This is a genomic window from Methylobacterium sp. CM6244 (genome assembly GCF_054817885.1).
This window is the reverse complement of sequence record NZ_CM139247.1, coordinates 277,697-295,628: the sequence shown is the minus strand read 5'-3', so window position 1 is coordinate 295,628 and position 17,932 is coordinate 277,697. Positions and strand designations below refer to the sequence as shown.

Here is a 17,932-nt window from a genome sequence, read left to right as displayed (position 1 = left end):
ACAAGAAGCAGAGCCGAAACGATGCACCTGTTCACTTCAAACTCGCGGGTCTCACGGCGCAAAGAGTATGAGAGATCCTTATGAACGCTGATATTATAGCCTGCATTGACCTTGGTTAATGCCGTTGATGGCGTCTGGAAGGCACCGCTCTCGATTCGCCGGCTCGACGGAGGGCTCCTTCGTGAAGGCCGCTCCATCCGGTAATCCGGTCCGGCCCGCCATGCTGGGTGCCAGGTACAGATAGGTCGGATCGAACCCGACGAGTTCGCTCAAAGATCGCCAGTTCTCGATGACGAGTTCATCACCTGCTAAAGAAATCAGGCCGCGGGCCCTCAATTCTTGCAGGACCTGACCGGCATCGCCCGCCGTGAGTCCGGTGGCATCGGCAAGATCTCCCGTCGTCAGGGGAAACCTGCAGCGACCATCCTGCGCCAAGCCGATGGCGGTGAGCTTCGTGTAGATCTCACAGAGCAGATGGGCGATCCGCCCCGTCGAGGAGCGTCGGCCGATATTGACCATCCATTCGCGGAGGATCGCAGCGTCGAGCAGAGTATCCCGCCAAAAGGCCGCCGCGATGGCAGGAAAATGCTCTGTCAGACCACGCAGAGCGTGATGGGGAATGAAGGCAACCGTGCATTCCGTCAGGGCGCCGAGGCTATGCTCCATCGCCGGCAAATGGAGCTTTTGCAGATCGGGGATATCACCTGGGAGATGCAGGGACAGGATCTGTCGCCGACCGTCCTGCAGGGTTTTGAAACGGCACGCCCACCCGTCGAGGATGACGGAGCATTGCGATGAACCGTGACCCTCGGACGTGATGTCCTCGCGAGCAGCGAGGCGGCGGTATGTCCTGGGTAACCCTTGGATGGCATGGCGCTCATCCTCGGACAAAGTCATGACATTCATGAGCTTGCGGATCAGCGGCATCGGATCACTGGCGGTTTTGACGCTCGACGGAGCGCCGCCTCTGCCACCCGCGGAGAGACAGCGAGCCTGCTCGCACGACCACGCACCGTCGGCGGACAATCTCTACCGACTATCACCCCCGATCCGGCCAAGCGTTAAAATAGATTGGCATCCGCGCAAAATCATCCCTTAACAAGGATAAGAACAAATTTTAATAAGTGTTGTCGCCACCGATCTTTCACCAAGCTTAGCCGCGCCGATTGATTCAGGTTGTTGTTCTGCCCCCGCACCTCCTGAGAATGGCGTTACTTCTCGTGGGCAGGGCTCGGCGATGGCCTGCGATGGAGCCGTGAATCCCTCTCGAATGTGAGGCGGCGATGGGGGATCGAGCGGCGCGGCGCGTATCGGGGGTAACTTTCAGGACGGATGACGGGATGACGATAGCATCACCGGTGAGCCGGGATACTTGCCTCGATTGCCTCGTGATCGGCGGTGGTCCGGCAGGATTGACGGCGGCCTTGTACCTGGCCCGGTTCGAACGCCGCTTCCTGGTCGTCGATTCCGGTCAGGCGCGAACGTCCTGGATCCCGACGAGCCACAATATTCCGTTCTTCAGCGCAGGAATATCTGGCCCGGAGATCCTGACCCGCCAGCGCGAGCACGCTTTCCGCTTCGGTGCGAAGATCGTCGACGGGACGGTCACGAAGCTGGAAAGACACAACGGTCGTTTCATCGCTACGGTCGAGGGCGGGGGCGCCCAACACCAGATCCGCGCGCACCGCGTGCTGCTCGCCACGGGCGCCGACGACATCGAGCCGAACCTGCCGGACCTGCCCGACGCGATCCGGCGCGGGCTCGTGCGGTATTGCCCGATCTGCGACGGCTACGAAGCGAAGGACAAGCGGATCGCCGTCATCGGCTATGGCGACCGCGGCCTCGGCGAGGCCGTCTTCGTCGCTCGAACCTATTCCCGGGACGTCACTCTCCTGACCCTCGGCCAGGGCATGGCGCTCGACGCGCGCCAGCGCGAGCAGGTGGAACGACATGGGATCACGGTGGTGCACGAGCCGGTGCTCGGCCTCGACATCGGGGACGGCCGGATCACCGTGCTGCGAACGGCGGACGGCGCGGAGCACCGTTTCGAGGTGCTCTATTCGGCCCTGGGTTTGACGATCCGCTCCGAACTCGCCCTCGCCATGGGTGCCCGCCATGACGGGACGAGCGCCCTGATCGTCGACGAGCACAACCGGACCACGGTGCCGGGTCTCTATGCGGCCGGCGGCGTGGTGCGGGGCCTCGATCAGGTGGTCGTCGCCATGGGCCACGGAGCCATTGCGGCCACCGACATCCACAACCGCTGCGAATTACCGACCGAAGAAGAAGCGGATGGCGGCGCAGCGGTCTCTGATTGAGCCTCCCATTGGAGGTCGCGATCCGGCCCCTCAGGCGGGGCTCGGCGCGGCCAGTTCATGGCCCGCCGACGGGCGCGCTCGCCCGTCGCGCCGCGACACCTCCGCATCGATCCGCCGGAACGTGGCCAAAGCCTGCCCGACGATCTGGTCCATGTTGTAGTAACGATAGGTCGCCAGGCGTCCGACGAACCAAACCCTCTGCTCTTCCAAGGCTCGGCGCTCATACCGCTTGTAGAGCGCCTGATGCTCGGCGCAGGGGATCGGGTAGTAGGGCTCACCCTCCGCGACCGGATATTCGTAGGTCAGCGCAGTATGCGCGTGCTGCTGCCCCGTGAGATGCTTGTACTCGGTGACGCGCGTGTAATCCTCGGTCTGGGGATAGTTGACCACCCCGACGGGTTGGTGCCAAGGCACGTCTCGCGTGACATGCTCGAAGCGCAGGCTGCGATAGGGCAGCGGGCCGTAGCAGGTGTCGAAGAAGGCGTCGATCGGTCCCGTGAAGATCGTGCGGCAGGCCCGCACGGAACGGCTGAGGCTCCGGTAATCGGTATCGAGAGCCAGGGTGATGTTCGGATGATCGAGCATGGCGGTGAACATCGCCGTGTAGCCATGCTTGGGCATCGCCTGGTAGATGTCGTTGAAGTAGCGGTCGTCTCGGTTCGTCCGCGTCGGCACGCGTGCCGTCACGGATTTGTCGAGCTGTGAGGGATCGAGCCCCCATTGCTTGCGCGTGTAACCACGGAAGAACTTTTCGTAGAGTTCGCGCCCAACTGTGGAGACAACGACATCCTCCGCCGTCCGGATCTCCTCCACCGGCTCCGCCCGTGCCGCGAGCCACGCTTCGAGCTGTGAGGAATCGAGATCGAGCCCGTAGAGCCGGTTGATCGTGTCGAGGTTGATGGGGATCGGAACGCGCTGGCCATCCACTTCGGCCAGTACACGGTGCTCGTAGGGGCGCCACGCGGTGTAGCCGGAGAGATAGTCGAACACGGATTTCGCGTTGGTGTGGAAGATGTGCGGCCCGTATTGGTGGATCAGCAAGCCATCTTTATTCAGGCAATCATAGGCGTTGCCGCCGATGTGGTTGCGCCGGTCGACGAGGAGGACTCGCTCGTCGCGCTCCCGTGCGATCCTTTCGGCCAGGACACTGCCCGCGAAACCCGCTCCAACGATCAGCCAGTCATACATCGCTTTCAAGCCCTCATGCAGCGGCCCGACGCCGTCGCCCGGGCGGCGGCGTGGAGAGGCGCGCGACAAAGTGGAAAAGGAGGATCAGGCCGTCTCGCGGAGCGGCGGCGAATAGGAAGCAAGTATCGGGATGCCCAGGGCGGCCATGATTTTCGCCTCCATGTCGGCCCAGGTCCGCTCCCAGGAACCGCCCGCGAGGCGAGTATCGACCTGGGTGAGCCAGGGCTCTAGCGGGCGCGCCATCAAGGCTTCGGCTGCGAGGACGGCCTGGATCGGCGTTTCGGCAATCTCGACGAGACCGATCTCGCCGTAGCTGCGCACCACGTCGACGATCGGCGTCGAGACGACTGGCAGTCCGGCGGCCAGGAACTCAGGCGTCTTCGTCGGGCTGATGAAGCGTGTCGAGGCGTTGAGGGCGAAGGGCATCAGGCCGAGATCCCAATGCGCCAAGTAGTCCGGAAGCTCGGCGTAAGACTTCGGCCCGAGCCAGTGGATGTTCGGCCCTCTCGGCAATCCGGCCGGATCGATCTTCACCACCGGACCGAGAATGACGAACTGCCAGTCCGGCCGCAGGTCGGCGAGTTCGGCAAGGAAATCGGCGTCGAAACGTTCATCCACGACGCCGAAGAATCCCAGGCGCGGATGCGGGATCGCAGCCTGATCGGCAGGGTCAGCCGTGACGCTTCCCCGAGCGCGGGCGAAATGCGCCGCATCGACTGAGGATGGGAAGCAATGGATGTTCGGATGTCGGTCGCATTTCGCGGCATGGAGGCTGTGCCCGCCGGTGAAGACGAGGTCGGCCTGTCCCAGCAGAGCCGTCTCCTGAGCGACCAGCGTATCCGACGCACCCTTGAAGGCCGACAGCTCATCCATGTTGTCGTAGAGCGTCAGATCGCGCGGTAGTTCGGAAGTGAAGGCGATGGCTGCCGGCGTATAGTACCAGAAGATCCGCGTCGTATGGCCGAGGGCGTCCAGTTCTTGTGCGAGGAGGCCTTGCAGGATCGAGACGGCCTCACGTGCATCCGCGGGATCGATGACCGGGACGAGGAGCTGCAGGGACGGCCCAATACGCTTGCGCTCCAGCCGCGCCATGGCTCCCGCCTCGAAGATGGGCTCCTCGACGAAGACGACATCGAACCGTTCGGACGCATGGCTGAGAAGATGCTGTGGACGCTGCCAGACGAAATTCCAGCGTAGATGTGAGAAACAGGCCAGCAATGGGCGAGCATCGCTCTGCGACGCGCCCCGATACTCGAAGTCGAGGCATGAATGCCGCAACGTCGGGATCGCATTGATGGCGGAAAGTCCCTGTCCAATAGATGAAGGCGGCGTCGGTCCAGCTTCGTGCTTCACAGATGAATTCCCTCCTCAACTCCGCCAGCCATCGCTCAAGCGAAGCAGCACAGGCAGATCAGGATCAATAAAAAACCAATATTTTCAGCTAAACATGCCGTCTATCGCATAAGTTAATGATATTACCGTGGCCGATGCATATTATTATTCGAATAACATGTGACATCTTTTCAGATATCGGGTCATGATTAGTATGAAACCCGACAAATGCCTAAACCGGCGGTCGCGGATTGGACGATGAATTCATCAGCCGCACCCCCTGAACTGTGGGGTGGTTTCGAATGTACGGTTGCCCGGATTCAAGACCGGTTCCGCGATCAGATCCGCGAGACCGGTCACCGCTGGCGCATGGGGGATATCGATGCCGTCGCGCGGCTCGGAATCCGTACCCTGCGCTATCCTCTTCTGTGGGAGACGGTCGCCCCGCATGATCCGGATGCGCGGGATTGGTCCTGGCACGACGCGCGGCTGGCCCGCCTGCAGCGCCACGGCATCGTCCCGATCGTCGGCCTGCTTCATCACGGTAGCGGCCCGCGCTACACCAGCCTCCTCGATCCGGCCCTGCCTCGCCTGTTGGAGGATTATGCCGGCTCGGTCGCCAGGCGCTTCCCCTGGCTACGCGACGTCACGCCGGTCAACGAACCGCTGACCACGGCGCGATTCAGCGGTCTCTACGGCCATTGGTACCCTCACCTGCGCAGCGAGGCCGCTTTCCTGCGCATGGTCGTCAACCAATGCAAGGCGACCCTCCTCGCCATGCGGGCGATCCGCCGGGTGATCCCGGATGCCCGCCTCGTCCAGACCGAGGATATCGGGCGGACCTTCAGCACGCCCGCCCTCGCCAACCAGGCGGCCTACGAGAACGAGCGACGCTGGCTCAGCCTCGATCTCCTCTGCGGGCGGGTCGATCGTACCCATCCCTGGTTTCGACGCCTCATCGATCATGGCGTCCCGTTGGACGATCTGGCCCTTCTCGGCGAGGGGGAAGGTGCGCCCGACATCATCGGTGTGAACCATTATCTCACGAGTGAGCGCTATCTCGACGGTCGGCTCGGCGCGTACCCGAAGGATCTGCGGGGCGGAAACGGCCGCCAACGCTACGCCGATGCGGAGGCCGTACGCGTCGCCCTCTGCGACGGCGGTACGGGTCCCGCCGCCCGCCTCACCGAGGTCTGGCAGCGCTACCGCACGCCCATGGCGATCACCGAGGCGCATCACGGTTGCAGCCGGGACGAACAATTGCGCTGGCTGGCGGAGCTTTGGAATGCCGCCACGGCTCTCCGTGTGAAAGACATTTCGGTCAAAGCCGTGACCCTATGGTCCCTCATGGGAGCGGTGGACTGGAACAGCCTGCTCGTCGCCCGGGCCGGAACCTACGAGCCCGGCGCCTTCGACATCCGGGCACCGCTGCCCCGCGCGACGGCCTTGGCCAAAGCCGCGGCATCGCTCGCGCGCACGGGACGGTTCGATCATCCGGTCCTCGACATGCCCGGCTGGTGGCGCCGACCGTCGCGCTATTACGACAAGCCGGCCGAAGCCTCTCCGGTTGCCCATACGGAGCGGGCCAGGCCTGTCCTGATCCTCGGTTCCGATGGCGCGCGGGCGCGCGGGCTGGCTCGCATCTGCGAAGACCGTGGTCTCCGTCACATCGGCACTCCGGCCGCGTCCGGAGAGGTCTCGGCCCTCGCCGAACTGATCGCCCTGCACGGAGCCTGGGCGGTGATCGACGCCACCGGCCTCGATATCGATGCGGCGGCAAGGCGTTATCCCGGCGGAACGCTTCTCGTCGATGCCGGCCGGGCAGGGCGGGTCGCCTCCGCCTGCACCTCAGCGGACATTCCACTCCTGGTTTTTTCCAGCGACCGGGTTTTCGACGGCAGCCTCGGTCGCCCCGCCTGCGAGGCCGATCCGGTCAGGCCCGAGGGCCTCTATGCGCAAAGCGTCGCCGAGGCCGAAAGGCGCATCCGGTCCCACGCCCCGCGCAGCTTGATCGTGCGGCCCGGCCTCGTCTTCGATGCGCCCGAACCGGCCAGCGGATCGGAGCAGTTTCTCGGAGCCCTCGGGGAGAGCGGCGGAAGACTGCCCCGGCCGACCGAGATCCTGTCCCTGAGCTACCTGCCGGATCTCGCCCATGCGGCGCTGGACCTCCTCATCGATGGCGAGGCCGGGCCCTGGCATCTCGCCAATCGCGGTGCGGTCCTGCGAGACAGCTTTGCCGCGGAAATCTCACGCCTTCTGTCGAGTCCTGCGCCGCCTGCCATCCAGGGTGGAGCGCCGACCACCAACCGAGCCCTGACGAGTTCACGGGGCCTCCTCATGCCGACCCGGATCAGCGCCATGCAGCGCCTTCGCGACGCCCTCGGTGCCACTCCGCCGCTCCCCGCGCGCCAGGCCGCGGAATGACCGGCGCCGTGAGCGCGTTCCGCGAGGAACCGGCATGCGGGAGGGGGTACGCGATCACCCCGCCGCCGTTCCTCGGCGGGTTCGAATGTTCGACCCATCGCCGCGCCGATGGACGCCGCCTCGACCTGATCGCCGCCACCGGCCACGACATCTGGGCGGCCTCCGATTATGCGGCCCTGCGCGCTCGCGGGCTGGGCGGCGCCCGCGATGGCCTGCGTTGGCACCGGATCGAGGTCGCCCCTGGCTGCTACGACTGGTCGAGTGCCCTGCCGATGCTAAGGGCGGCCCGTGACAGCGGCCTGCGGGTGATCTGGGACCTCTGCCATTACGGCTGGCCCAACGACATCGACATCTGGTCGGATGCCTTCGTTGCCCGCTTCGCCGACTTCGCCTCCCACGCCGCACGGGTCGTCGCTGCCGAGACCGACGGGACACCCGCCTTCTGTACCGTCAACGAGATCTCGTACTGGGCCTGGGCAGGAGGCGACGTCGCCCGCATGGCGCCCCTGGCACTGGAACGGGGGCCGGAGCTGAAGCGACAACTCGTGCGAGCCTCCATTGCCGCGACGAGGTCCATCCGGGAGGTCGTGCCGGACGCACGCTTCCTCCATGCCGAACCCCTGATCCATGTGATTTCCGGGCATCCCGAGGGCGAGGCGGCCGCGAACGCCTACCGGAGCGTGCAATACGAAGCTTTGGACATGGTGAGCGGACGCCTCTGTCCGGAACTCGGCGGTGATCCTGGCTGCCTCGATATCGTCGGCGTGAACTTCTATCCGGACAACCAATGGGTCCATGGCGGGGGGACGATCCCCCTCGGGCACCACGCCTACCGGCCCCTGCGCCACATGCTGGCCGACGTGCATGCCCGGTTCGCACGCCCCATTCTGGTGGCCGAGACGGGCGCCGAAGGCAGCGCCCGCCCTGCCTGGCTGCATTACGTCTGCGGCGAGGTCCGGGCCGCCCGCCGAATGGGCGTTCCGGTGGAGGGAATCTGCCTCTATCCGGTCGTCGACTATCCCGGATGGGACAACGAGCGGCCCTGCGCGGTCGGTCTGTTCTCGACGCCCGATCCCGATGGACGACGGTCCTGCGACCCGGACTTCGCCGCGGAACTCGCCCGCCAGCAGGGCCTGTTTGCGGACATATCAGGTACCTCATGACGGACGCTCCCTTCGTCTCCCCGCACCTGTCCGGTCCCGGCCGGTTCATCCTGCATCACATCTCGCGCTGGCGTTGGCATTTCGGCCTGCTCTTCGCCCTCGTGATCGCCTCGGCGGCCTGCGGCGTCGGCCAGCAATACGTGCTCAAGCGGTTCGTCGATGCGATGACGCTGCCATCCGACGCCGCGTCGGCTGTTACCGGGGTGCTGATACTGTTTCTCGGCCTGATCGCCGCCGAGAGCCTGCTCGCCCGGCTGACCGGCTGGCTCGCCTGCCGCACGACGGTCGGGGTCGGGGTCGGCCTGCGCCTCGAACTCTTCGACGAGCTCAGCGCGCAATCGATGCGTTACTTCGCCGAGAACCTCGCCGGTTCCCTCGGCCAGCGCATCACGGCCACGGCCGGCAATTTCGGAGCGCTGATCAACACCCTGATCTGGCGCATCATTCCGCCGCTCGTGGATGTCGGCGGGGCCGTGATCATCTTCTCCACCATCGACCTCACGCTCACGGCGGCCCTCCTCGTCTTCGTCACCGCCGTGACCCTTGGCCTGATCGTGTTCGGGGAGCGCGGCCGGCCGATTCATCGGGCCTATTCGGGGGAGGCGGCGACCGTGGCCGGCGACCTCGTCGACACGATCACCAACATGTGGACGGTCAAGGCCTTCTCGGCGCGCCGCCGCGAATGGCTGCGCCTGCGGACCGGCTTCGAGGCCGAGGCCGCCGCCCAGCGACGGAGCTGGATGTATCTCGAGATCGCCCGTCTCCTCCACGACCTCGCCCTCTGGGTGATGGCGGCCGGCATCCTGACCTGGGCGATCGTTCTGTGGGGGCGAGGGCAGGCGAGCCCCGGCGACATCGTGATGGTCGCGAGCCTGACCTTGCGCATCCTGCACAGCTCGAAGGACATGGCCCTCTCGCTCGTGGACGTGGCGCAGCAATTCGGCTTCATCGAGGAAACCCTGGCGGTCATCGCCAAGCCCCGGACGGTACGCGACGCGCCGGGCGCTCCCGCCCTGCTTTGCAGCGCCGGCCGGATCGAATTGCGGGATGTCTCCTTCGCCTATGGACCGGGTGCGCGCGCGCTCGACGGTGTCAGCCTGACCATTCCGGCCGGGCAGAAGGTCGGGATCGTCGGCCCTTCCGGCGCGGGCAAGTCGACGCTGATTCAACTCCTGCAGCGCCTGCACGACGTGGAGAGGGGGGCCATCCTCATCGATGGGACGCCCATCGACTCCATCACGCAGGATTCGCTTCGCGATGCCCTCGCGGTGGTGCCCCAGGACATCAGCCTCCTCCATCGCAGCGTGATGGAGAATATCCGCTTCGCCCGCCCGCATGCCGACGACGCGGCCGTCTTCGCCGCCGCCCGGGCCGCGGCCTGCGACGGTTTCGTCCGGCGCCTGCCGCAGGGCTATCACACGATCGTCGGCGAGCGCGGTGCCAAGCTCTCGGGCGGCCAGCGTCAGCGGATCGGCATTGCACGCGCCTTCCTGAAGGATGCTCCGATCATCCTGCTCGACGAAGCGACCTCCGCCCTCGATACCGAATCCGAGATGGCGATCCAGGCCGCCCTGGTGCGGATCATGCGCCACCGGACGGTCGTCAGCGTGGCCCACCGGCTCTCCACCCTCACGGGTTTCGACCGCATCCTCGTCATCGACCAGGGCCGTGTGGTCGAGGATGGCAGCCCCGCCTTCCTGCGCCACGCCGGCGGCGTCTTCGAGCGGATGTGGCGGCTACAGGCCGAGGGACTTCCTGGCGACCACCATGACGCCGGCGGTGCCGAGGCGGCGGTGGCGGAACACGCCCATCCTGCCTGATACCCCGTCTCGGTGAGGCCCGGCGGACGGGCCTCGACAAGTCAGGCTCGTCGAAGCGCGGTGCGAGCCGGATCGTCGAACGCAGACCGGTCCGGGCTTTCGTCGCTCAGATCAGCATCCAGAGCAAAAGGTCGGCCGCGATCGCGGTCACGACACCGAGCGTGAGGCCGAGGCCGAACTGAAGAGCGGCTATGATGGGACGGTCGCCGTTCACGTCCTGTCCAACCTGCTGCGTGGTTGCGGGATCGGGCGCATGGCCGAGCGGCGGTGGACCTAATGATGCTTCGGCGCGGAAGGGGTCTGGGGCATCATGTTGTGGTTCATGTTGTTCATGATCCAGATCGAGCCCCCGAACAGAAGGATGACGATCAGGACGCCGAAGGCCAGGGCCATCACGTTGTTGGTGTTGTCCGGCCCGGTGGTGATGTGCAGGAAGAAGACGAGGTGGACACCCATCTGGGCGATGGCGAAGACGAGGAGCGCCACCGGAATGGCCGGGGCCCAGACGAAGTTGGCGCGCAGGATCGCGAAGGACGCGGCGGTCAGCAGCGAGGCCAGGACGAGCCCGATGAAATAGCCGCGCAGGCCCTTGCCGATATCCTCCCCACCGAACTCGTCCCCGGGCGCGGTATCCGTCTCGTGGCGATTCTCGGCGCTCATGCGATCGACCCCATCAGGTAGACGACGGTGAATACGGCCACCCAGACGATGTCGAGGGCATGCCAGAACAGGGAGAAGCACATGACCCGGCGCAGGATGTCGGGCCGGAAGCCTTTGGTGGCGACCTGCGCCATCATGGTGAGGAGCCACAGGAGGCCGGCGAAGACGTGCAGGCCGTGGCAGCCCACGAGCGTGAAGAAGGCCGAGAGGAAGGCGCTGCGGGTCGGCCCCGCGCCCCGATCGATGAGGTCCGCGAATTCCCGGAGTTCGAGGGCGAGGAAGGCCGCGCCGAACAGGAACGTCACCGCCATCGCGGCCTGGAACATCAGGTGCCGCTTGGCCGTGAGCGCCAGGCCGGCGACGCCGCAGACGAAGCTGGAGATCAACAGAAAGGCGGTCTCTATCGCGACGTTGTCGAGGTCGAAGAGTTGCGCCCCGGTAGGGCCGCCCGCGGTGCCCGTCTGCAGCACCGCGTAGGCCGAGAAGAAGGCCGCGAACATCACGATGTCGCTGAGGAGGAAGATCCAAAACCCGTAACCGACGACGATCCGCTTGGGAGAAGGACCGCCGGTTCCCCGGCCCGTGGCCGTCGCGTGGCCTTCACCCGACCGGGCATGGTGGCCGAGATGGTGAGGGTCTGTCCGGATCCGGGCCTGTGCCGGGAGAGCGAGGCCGTCCGTCATGCGGCTCTCCGCCGTGCGTTTTCCAGGGCCTGCATCCGGGTCGCGCGGTTGGCGCGGTTGATCCGTGCGACGCTGTCGGCCGGGATCTCGTATTCGAGCCGGTCGCGCCAGGCGAAGACCACGAAGGTCGCGAAGGCGCCGGCGATTCCGAATCCGGCCAGCCACCAGATGTGCCAGATCATGGCGAACCCGATCAGCGTCGCGAAGAAGGCGCAGATGAAGCCGGTGGGGCTGTTGAGCGGCATCTCGACCGGCTCGTAATCCGGCTCCTCGCGCAGGCGCGCCTGCTCGCGGGCTCGCTGCTTGATGGTCCAGTAGGCTTCCTCGCCCTCCACCCGAGGCATCACCGCGAAGTTGAACACCGGCGGCGGCGAGGCCGTCGCCCATTCGAGGGAGCGTCCGTCCCAGGGGTCGCCGGTGAGGTCGCGCAGGCTCTCCCGCCGCCGGATGCTGACCACGAGCTGGACGATCTGGCAGATCACCCCGATGAGCATCACCGCGACGCCGAAACCGGCGATCAGGATCCAGGGGCGCCAGCCTTCGATGTCGTAATGCTGCATGCGGCGGGTCATGCCCATCAGGCCGAGCACGTAGAACGGCGTGAACACGATGACGTAGCCCGCCACCGAGAACCAGAACGCGACCTTGCCCCACCATTCGTCGAGCTGGAAACCGAACGCTTTCGGGAACCAGTAGGTGTAGCCGGCGAACGCCCCGAACAGCACGGCGCTGACCATGACGTTGTGGAAGTGCGCCACCAGGAACATGCTGTTGTGAAGCACGAAATCGGCGGGCGGGATCGCCAGGAGGACGCCGGTCGCACCGCCGACCACGAAGGTGATCATGAAGGCGAGCGACCACAGCATCGGGGTCGTGAGACGAATTCGGCCGCCATACATGGTGAAGAGCCAGTCGAAGATCTTCACGCCGGTGGGCACCGCGATGATCATCGACGTGATGCCGAAGATGCCGTTGACGTCGCCCCCCGCGCCCATCGTGAAGAAGTGGTGCAGCCAGACCATGAAGGCGAGGACGAAGATCGCCATGGTGGCGCCGACCATGGAGCGGTAGGCGAAGAGCGGCTTGCCCGAGAAGGTCGAGATGACCTCGGAGAAGATGCCGTAGGCCGGCAATGCAAGGATGTAGACCTCCGGATGCCCCCAGGCCCAGAAGAGGTTCATGAACATCATCGAGTTGCCGCCGGACTCGTCCGTGAAGAAGTGGAAGCCGAGGTAGCGGTCGAGGGTGAGCATCGCGAGCGTCGCGGTCAGGATCGGGAAGGCCGCGACGATCAGGAGGTTCGAGGCGAGCGAGGTCCAGCAGAACATCGGCATGCGCAGGTAGCTCATGCCCGGCGCCCGGATCTTCAGGATCGTGGTCACGAGATTGACGCCGGACAGCAACGTGCCGATGCCGGAGATCTGGATCGCCCAGAGATAGTAATCGACCCCGACGCCGGGTGAGTAGGTCGTCTCGCTCAAGGGCGGCGAGGGCCACCAGCCGGTGCGGGCGAACTCGCCGACGACCAGGGATATGTTGACGAGGAGCGCCCCTGTCGCCGTGAGCCAGAAGCTCACCGAATTCAGCGTCGGAAACGCGACGTCGCGCACGCCGAGCTGCAAGGGGACGACGAAATTCATCAACCCGACGATGAACGGCATCGCGCCGAAGAAGATCATGATCGTGCCGTGCGCCGAAAAGATCTGATCGTAATGCTCGGGCGGCAGATAGCCGGGGGATTGGTAGGCCAGCGCCTGCTGCGTGCGCATCAGGATCGCGTCCGAGAAGCCGCGGATGAGCATCGCCAGGGCCAGGGCGCAGTACATGACGCCGATGCGCTTGTGATCGACGCTGGTGATCCATTCCCGCCAGAGATACGGCAGGTGTCCGCCGATCACGATCCAGGCCAGGACGCCCAGGACGAGGAGGGCGACCACGCCGGAGGCGACGAGGGGAAGCGGCTGGCTGAGGGGAATGGCCTCCCAGGTGAGCTTGCCCAGCATGTCTACGATCCCCCCTTGGGCCGGACGTTCGGCGGCGCACCGTCCGCTTTCTCAGTCGGCCCCGGCCCCGGAGGGACGGTCTGGTCGACGATCCCCTGAAACAGTTCGGGATCGATGTCGCCGAAGGTCCGGGGCTTGTCCGCGATGCTCTGCTGGGCCAGCGCGCCGTAGGCCGCCTTGTCGAGGCTCGAACCGGCGCCCCGGGCCGAGGCGACCCATGCGTCGAAACCGGCGGGCGAGACCGACTTCATGGAGAAGTTCATGTCCGAGAAGCCGTCGCCGCTGAAATGGGTCGACAGGCCGAGATGGTCGCCCTCGCGGTCGGCCAGCAGGTTGAGCCGGGTGACCATCCCGCGCATCGTGTAGATCATGCTGCCGAGGCCGGGGACGAAGAACGAGTTCCAGACGCTGCTCGAGGTCAGGTGGAACTGGATCGGCGTATCGACGGGGACGACGAGCTGGTTGACCGCGGCGACGCGCTGTTCGGGGTAGATGAACAGCCATTTCCAATCGAGCGACACGACCTGGACCTGGATCGGCTTCTTGTCCGAGCGGATCGGAACGGCCGGATCGAGATCATGGGCGCCAATCCACGCGATCCCGCCGAGGAAGATGATCGTCAGCAACGGGATCGACCAGACCACGAGTTCGATACGCCCCGAGAAGGCCCAGTCCGGCCGGTAGCGCGCCTTCGGGTTCGATTCCCGGTACCACCACGCGAAGATGACGGTGGCGATCATCGTCGGCACGATGATCGCCAGCATGATGACCGTCGCGATCAGCAGGATGTTGTTCTCGGCGGCGCCGATGGGTCCCTTACTGTCGAGGATGCTCGGCTGGCAGCCCCCGAGGAGAAGACCTATTCCGATGGCTGGTGAGGCGGCACGGATGCGCCGTCGGATCGTCGGCGAAGGGAGCTTCGCCATCATGCGCATGCCGCTGAGTCAGCCAACGATCAGCCTCGTCCTTGCCGGAATTCAACGAAGACTTGCGCAGTTCAATCAGGCATACAACAACATGTGTTGAGGCCAAATGAGTGCTGCTAAGTATTTGAATTAACCCTCATTACTTTCTTCGAGGTCGGATCAGGTCCTCATCGGGGCGATGCCGTGAGCGAGGCCCGGACGCCGGTCGGTCCCGGCAGGATGTCGCGAAACACCCCCGTCATCCCGGCGCGTGGCCGAGCGGCATCGGGGCTCGCTGGCCGCAGCCCACGACCGAACGTCGCGCGGCTGCGGTGTTCTCTCGCGGGTCTTATCCGTCGAAGGTCGCGATGCTCGGGGGGCTTGGCTGGGAAGCGGGGCGGGGCCGCCCTCAACCGGTGGCGTATTCGAGTTGAGGCGCCAGCACGCGGTCGTCATCGGCATGCAGGGTGACCGGGATGGTCTTGGCCGCCGGAGTCTTGCTGTCGATGGCATAGTGCCAGATCGGCATCAGCACGTTGCATTCCGGATAGTAGCCACCGATGCAGCCGATGGGGATGTCGTAGGCGACGACGAGCATGTCGGAGAGCCGGCGATCGATCCCGTCATCGGCGACGGTCTTCAACGTCACCGCCTGTCCGATCTTCAGCCCGAGTCTGTCGATGTCCGAGCGGTTCATCAGCACCACTTTGCGGGTATTCTTGATGCCCCTGAAACGATCGTCGTAGCCGTAGACCGTGGTGTTGAACTGATCGTTCGAGCGTAGCGTCATCAGGCGCAGGACGCCGTGACCGACGTCGGGCATGTCGGCGTCCTCGTCCAGGCCGGTCGGCGTCACGAGGTTCGCCCGGCCCGTATCCGTATGCCATTCGCGCTTGTTCGCAGGCAGGTGACGCTGGAAGCCGCCCGGCTCCCACATGCGCCGCTCGTAATCCCAGAAAGAGTCCGGCAGCGTCTCCGCGATTTCCTTGCGGATCTCGGCGTAATCCTCCTGATAGGCGTCCCAGCGCACGCGCGGATTAGGCTCCAGCACCCGCCGGGCCAACTCGCAGATGAGACGGACCTCGCTGATGAGGTGGGGCGAGGCCGGGCGGCGCAGGCCCCGGTTGCCGTGAATGCAGGCGGAGGTGTCCTCCATCGAGAGGACCTGCTGCCCCGCTTTCGTCTCGTCGATCTCGAGGCGGCCGATCACCGGCAGGATGTAGCTGACTGCGCCCGGTAGCAGGGCCGATCGGTTGAGTTTGGTGATCACGTTGACGGTGAGCCGCAGGCGGCGCCAGGCCGGCTCCATCTGGCCGTGGTCGGGGATGGCCCGCACGAAGTTCCCGCCCAGCATGAAGAAGGCCTGTACCTCGTCCTTCAGGATCGCTTCGCAGGCCTCCACGGTGTTGTAGCCGGCCTCTCGCGGTGGCTCGAAGCCGAACTGCTCGCCCAGCCGGTCCAGGGGAAAGAGTTCGGGCTTTTCGGTGATCCCCACCGTGCGCTGGCCCTGCACGTTGGAATGTCCGCGAATTGGACAGATACCGGCACCCACGCGGCCGAGATTACCGCGCATCAACAGGAGGTTGACCAGCATCCGCACGGTCTCGACCCCGGCCCGGTGCTGGGTCAGCCCCATGCCGTAGACGCCGATCACGGTGTGCGATTGGCAATAGACGCGCGCCGTTGCTTCCATATTCGCGCGGTGGAGGCCCGAACGGCGCTCCAACTCGTCCCAGTTCTGGAGGCGAAGCCAGTCGGCGAAAGTGTCGAAGCCGTGGGTGTGCTCGGCGATGAAGGCCTCGTCCAGCACGGCCGGGCCGCCCGCTTCCCGTGACGCCTCGTGCGTGTCCAGCACCGCCTTGCAGATGCCCGCCAACGCGGCGAGATCGCCGCCAGCCTTGACCTGGTGATACTGCGAGCTGATCCGGGTATCCTTGCCGGTCAGCATCTCGGTGGGCGATTGCGGATTCAGGAACCGTTCCAGCCCGCGCTCCCGCAGCGGATTGTAGGTGATGATCGGAACGCCGCGCTCGCTCGCCTCCTGCAGCGGGTGCAGCATGCGGGGAGCGTTGCTGCCCGGGTTCTGGCCGAAGAACAGGATGCAGTCGGACTTGCCGAAATCCTCCAGGGTCACCGTCCCGACGGCCTGTCCGATGCTGGCGGGCAGCGCCACCGAGGTGGTCTCGTGGCACATGTTGGACGAGTCGGGCAGGTTGTTGTTGCCATAGAGCCGGGCGAAGAGCTGGTACAGGTAGCTCGCTTCGTTCGACAGGCGGCCCGAACTATAGAACACCGTGCCCTTGTGACGGTCCTCGACTGCGCCCAGCTCCCGGGCGATCTCCTCCAGGGCATGCCCCCAGGAGACGGGCACGTACTTATCGCTGGCGGCGTCGTAGCGGAGCGGGTGTGTCAGGCGGCCCGGCTGTTCGAGGTGGAAATCGTCCCAGCCCCGAAGTTCGGTGACGGTGTGCTCGGCGAAGAACTTCGGCGTGCAGCGATGCGCGGTCCGCTCCCAGGCGACCGCCTTGACGCCGTTCTCGCAGAACTCGAACGGCAGGGGGCTCGCGGGCTTCACCCAGGCGCAGCTGTTGCACTGGTAGCCGTCGACCTTGTTGTGGCGGGTCAGCGCGATCGGCACGCTCGCCAGCACCCCTTCGCGCCGCAGGATGTTGCCGACGGAGCGGGCCGAGCCCCATCCCCCTGATGGAAGGCGGTACGGCTTGTAGGTGGGCTTATCCAATGAACGATCTCCGTGCCAATACAGCTGCGGGAACATCGGCCGTCTCGTCAGGTTCTACGTCCGGCCCATGCATCCATGTATAGTTGCAAAATCAGGTGCGGCATTATCGGAGGTTACGATGATGATTGATCGAGATTACCTTCTAAAGAAGCCGGCTGGACCGTCGGCGCCGAAGTTTTTCTTGGATACGACCATCGTGCCGCTTGTCGCAAATCTCGCCGGTGGCTTCGAAGTCGCCTTGGATCGCTCGGCCAGGCGCATGGGAGTCAGACCCTCACGGATCCTGGCAGGGGCAATGAGCCTCGCCGCATTGGGCACTCTTTGTCTGATGCGCCGGCGCGGCGCGACCCGTCATCCTATCGCGACAGCAATGAAACCTGCAGCCTGCGATGTATAAGCTTGGACTTATCGGGTTTGGAGGGGCCGTGGGGCCGGAACACCGAGCAAGCTTCTGCGCCAACGGGCCGGTCCGGTCTCCCGCAACGTCCAGGCTCCATCGGATACTGGGACTAGACTCAGACTGAGGTCCAAGCCGTGGCCACCTGACCCAGAGTAGAGAGCAAGGCGCAGGTCGGCCGCGACTTTGCCTCCTGATGACATGCGATCAGGACCGGAATTCGTTCTGGTCGCGATCGTGTTTGGGCCGGGCTGCAAGCGCGCTCGGGCGGAGCTCGCCGAGGCTCCTGCGACGGCGGC

12 protein-coding genes are annotated in these 17,932 nt (G+C 65.3%); 4 read left to right on the top strand and 8 right to left on the bottom strand.

What is annotated here, in order from left to right:
• Nucleotides 1–93: 93 nt before the first annotated feature.
• The gene (locus ACYQML_RS01345; RefSeq protein WP_461234459.1) at nt 94–927 is read right to left on the bottom strand and encodes a Crp/Fnr family transcriptional regulator; all 834 of its coding nucleotides are present in this window, start codon (nt 925–927) and stop codon (nt 94–96) included.
• Between the two features lie 413 nt (nt 928–1,340).
• Between ACYQML_RS01345 and ACYQML_RS01340 the strand changes: the two genes are divergently transcribed.
• Complete coding sequence (locus ACYQML_RS01340; RefSeq protein ID WP_461234458.1) at nt 1,341–2,318, top strand: NAD(P)/FAD-dependent oxidoreductase; 978 nt, start codon at nt 1,341–1,343, stop codon at nt 2,316–2,318.
• 30 nt (nt 2,319–2,348) lie between these two features.
• On the opposite strand, the gene glf is transcribed toward ACYQML_RS01340, so the two are convergent.
• Both glf and ACYQML_RS01330 read right to left on the bottom strand, forming a co-directional pair.
• On the bottom strand, nt 2,349–3,506 hold the full coding sequence (gene glf, locus ACYQML_RS01335) for a UDP-galactopyranose mutase (protein ID WP_311276713.1): 1,158 nt from the start codon (nt 3,504–3,506) through the stop codon (nt 2,349–2,351).
• Nucleotides 3,507–3,590: 84 nt separating this feature from the next.
• On the bottom strand, nt 3,591–4,784 hold the full coding sequence (locus ACYQML_RS01330; RefSeq protein ID WP_461234457.1) for a glycosyltransferase: 1,194 nt from the start codon (nt 4,782–4,784) through the stop codon (nt 3,591–3,593).
• Nucleotides 4,785–5,096: 312 nt separating this feature from the next.
• Between ACYQML_RS01330 and ACYQML_RS01325 the strand changes: the two genes are divergently transcribed.
• The 3 genes from ACYQML_RS01325 to ACYQML_RS01315 are packed head-to-tail and all read left to right on the top strand — an operon-like array spanning nt 5,097 to nt 10,245.
• Nucleotides 5,097–7,262: a family 1 glycosylhydrolase gene (locus ACYQML_RS01325; protein ID WP_461234456.1), complete on the top strand. Its 2,166-nt coding sequence runs from the start codon at nt 5,097–5,099 to the stop codon at nt 7,260–7,262.
• Complete coding sequence (locus ACYQML_RS01320; protein ID WP_461234455.1) at nt 7,259–8,425, top strand: beta-glucosidase; 1,167 nt, start codon at nt 7,259–7,261, stop codon at nt 8,423–8,425. The genes ACYQML_RS01325 and ACYQML_RS01320 overlap by 4 nt, the downstream gene beginning before the upstream one ends.
• Nucleotides 8,422–10,245, top strand: a complete 1,824-nt coding sequence (locus tag ACYQML_RS01315; protein ID WP_461234454.1) for an ABC transporter ATP-binding protein — start codon at nt 8,422–8,424, stop codon at nt 10,243–10,245. Before ACYQML_RS01320 ends, ACYQML_RS01315 begins: the two co-directional genes overlap by 4 nt.
• Before the next feature lie 273 nt (nt 10,246–10,518).
• Here the strand turns inward: ACYQML_RS01315 and cyoD are convergent, their stop codons facing one another.
• From cyoD to ACYQML_RS01290, 5 genes are all read right to left on the bottom strand, one after another.
• Nucleotides 10,519–10,905, bottom strand: a complete 387-nt coding sequence (cyoD, locus tag ACYQML_RS01310; protein WP_419951340.1) for a cytochrome o ubiquinol oxidase subunit IV — start codon at nt 10,903–10,905, stop codon at nt 10,519–10,521.
• The gene (cyoC, locus tag ACYQML_RS01305; protein WP_461234453.1) at nt 10,902–11,588 is read right to left on the bottom strand and encodes a cytochrome o ubiquinol oxidase subunit III; all 687 of its coding nucleotides are present in this window, start codon (nt 11,586–11,588) and stop codon (nt 10,902–10,904) included. The genes cyoD and cyoC overlap by 4 nt, the downstream gene beginning before the upstream one ends.
• Nucleotides 11,585–13,591, bottom strand: a complete 2,007-nt coding sequence (locus ACYQML_RS01300; RefSeq protein ID WP_461234452.1) for a cbb3-type cytochrome c oxidase subunit I — start codon at nt 13,589–13,591, stop codon at nt 11,585–11,587. Before ACYQML_RS01300 ends, cyoC begins: the two co-directional genes overlap by 4 nt.
• Nucleotides 13,592–13,593: 2 nt before the next feature.
• A complete protein-coding gene (cyoA, locus tag ACYQML_RS01295; RefSeq protein WP_461234451.1) occupies nt 13,594–14,517 on the bottom strand; it encodes a ubiquinol oxidase subunit II in 924 nt (307 codons plus the stop codon).
• Nucleotides 14,518–14,905: 388 nt separating this feature from the next.
• Nucleotides 14,906–17,272 carry an FdhF/YdeP family oxidoreductase gene (locus ACYQML_RS01290; RefSeq protein ID WP_461234450.1) on the bottom strand — a complete coding sequence of 789 codons (2,367 nt, stop codon included), beginning with the start codon at nt 17,270–17,272 and terminating at the stop codon, nt 14,906–14,908.
• Nucleotides 17,273–17,932: the final 660 nt, after the last annotated feature.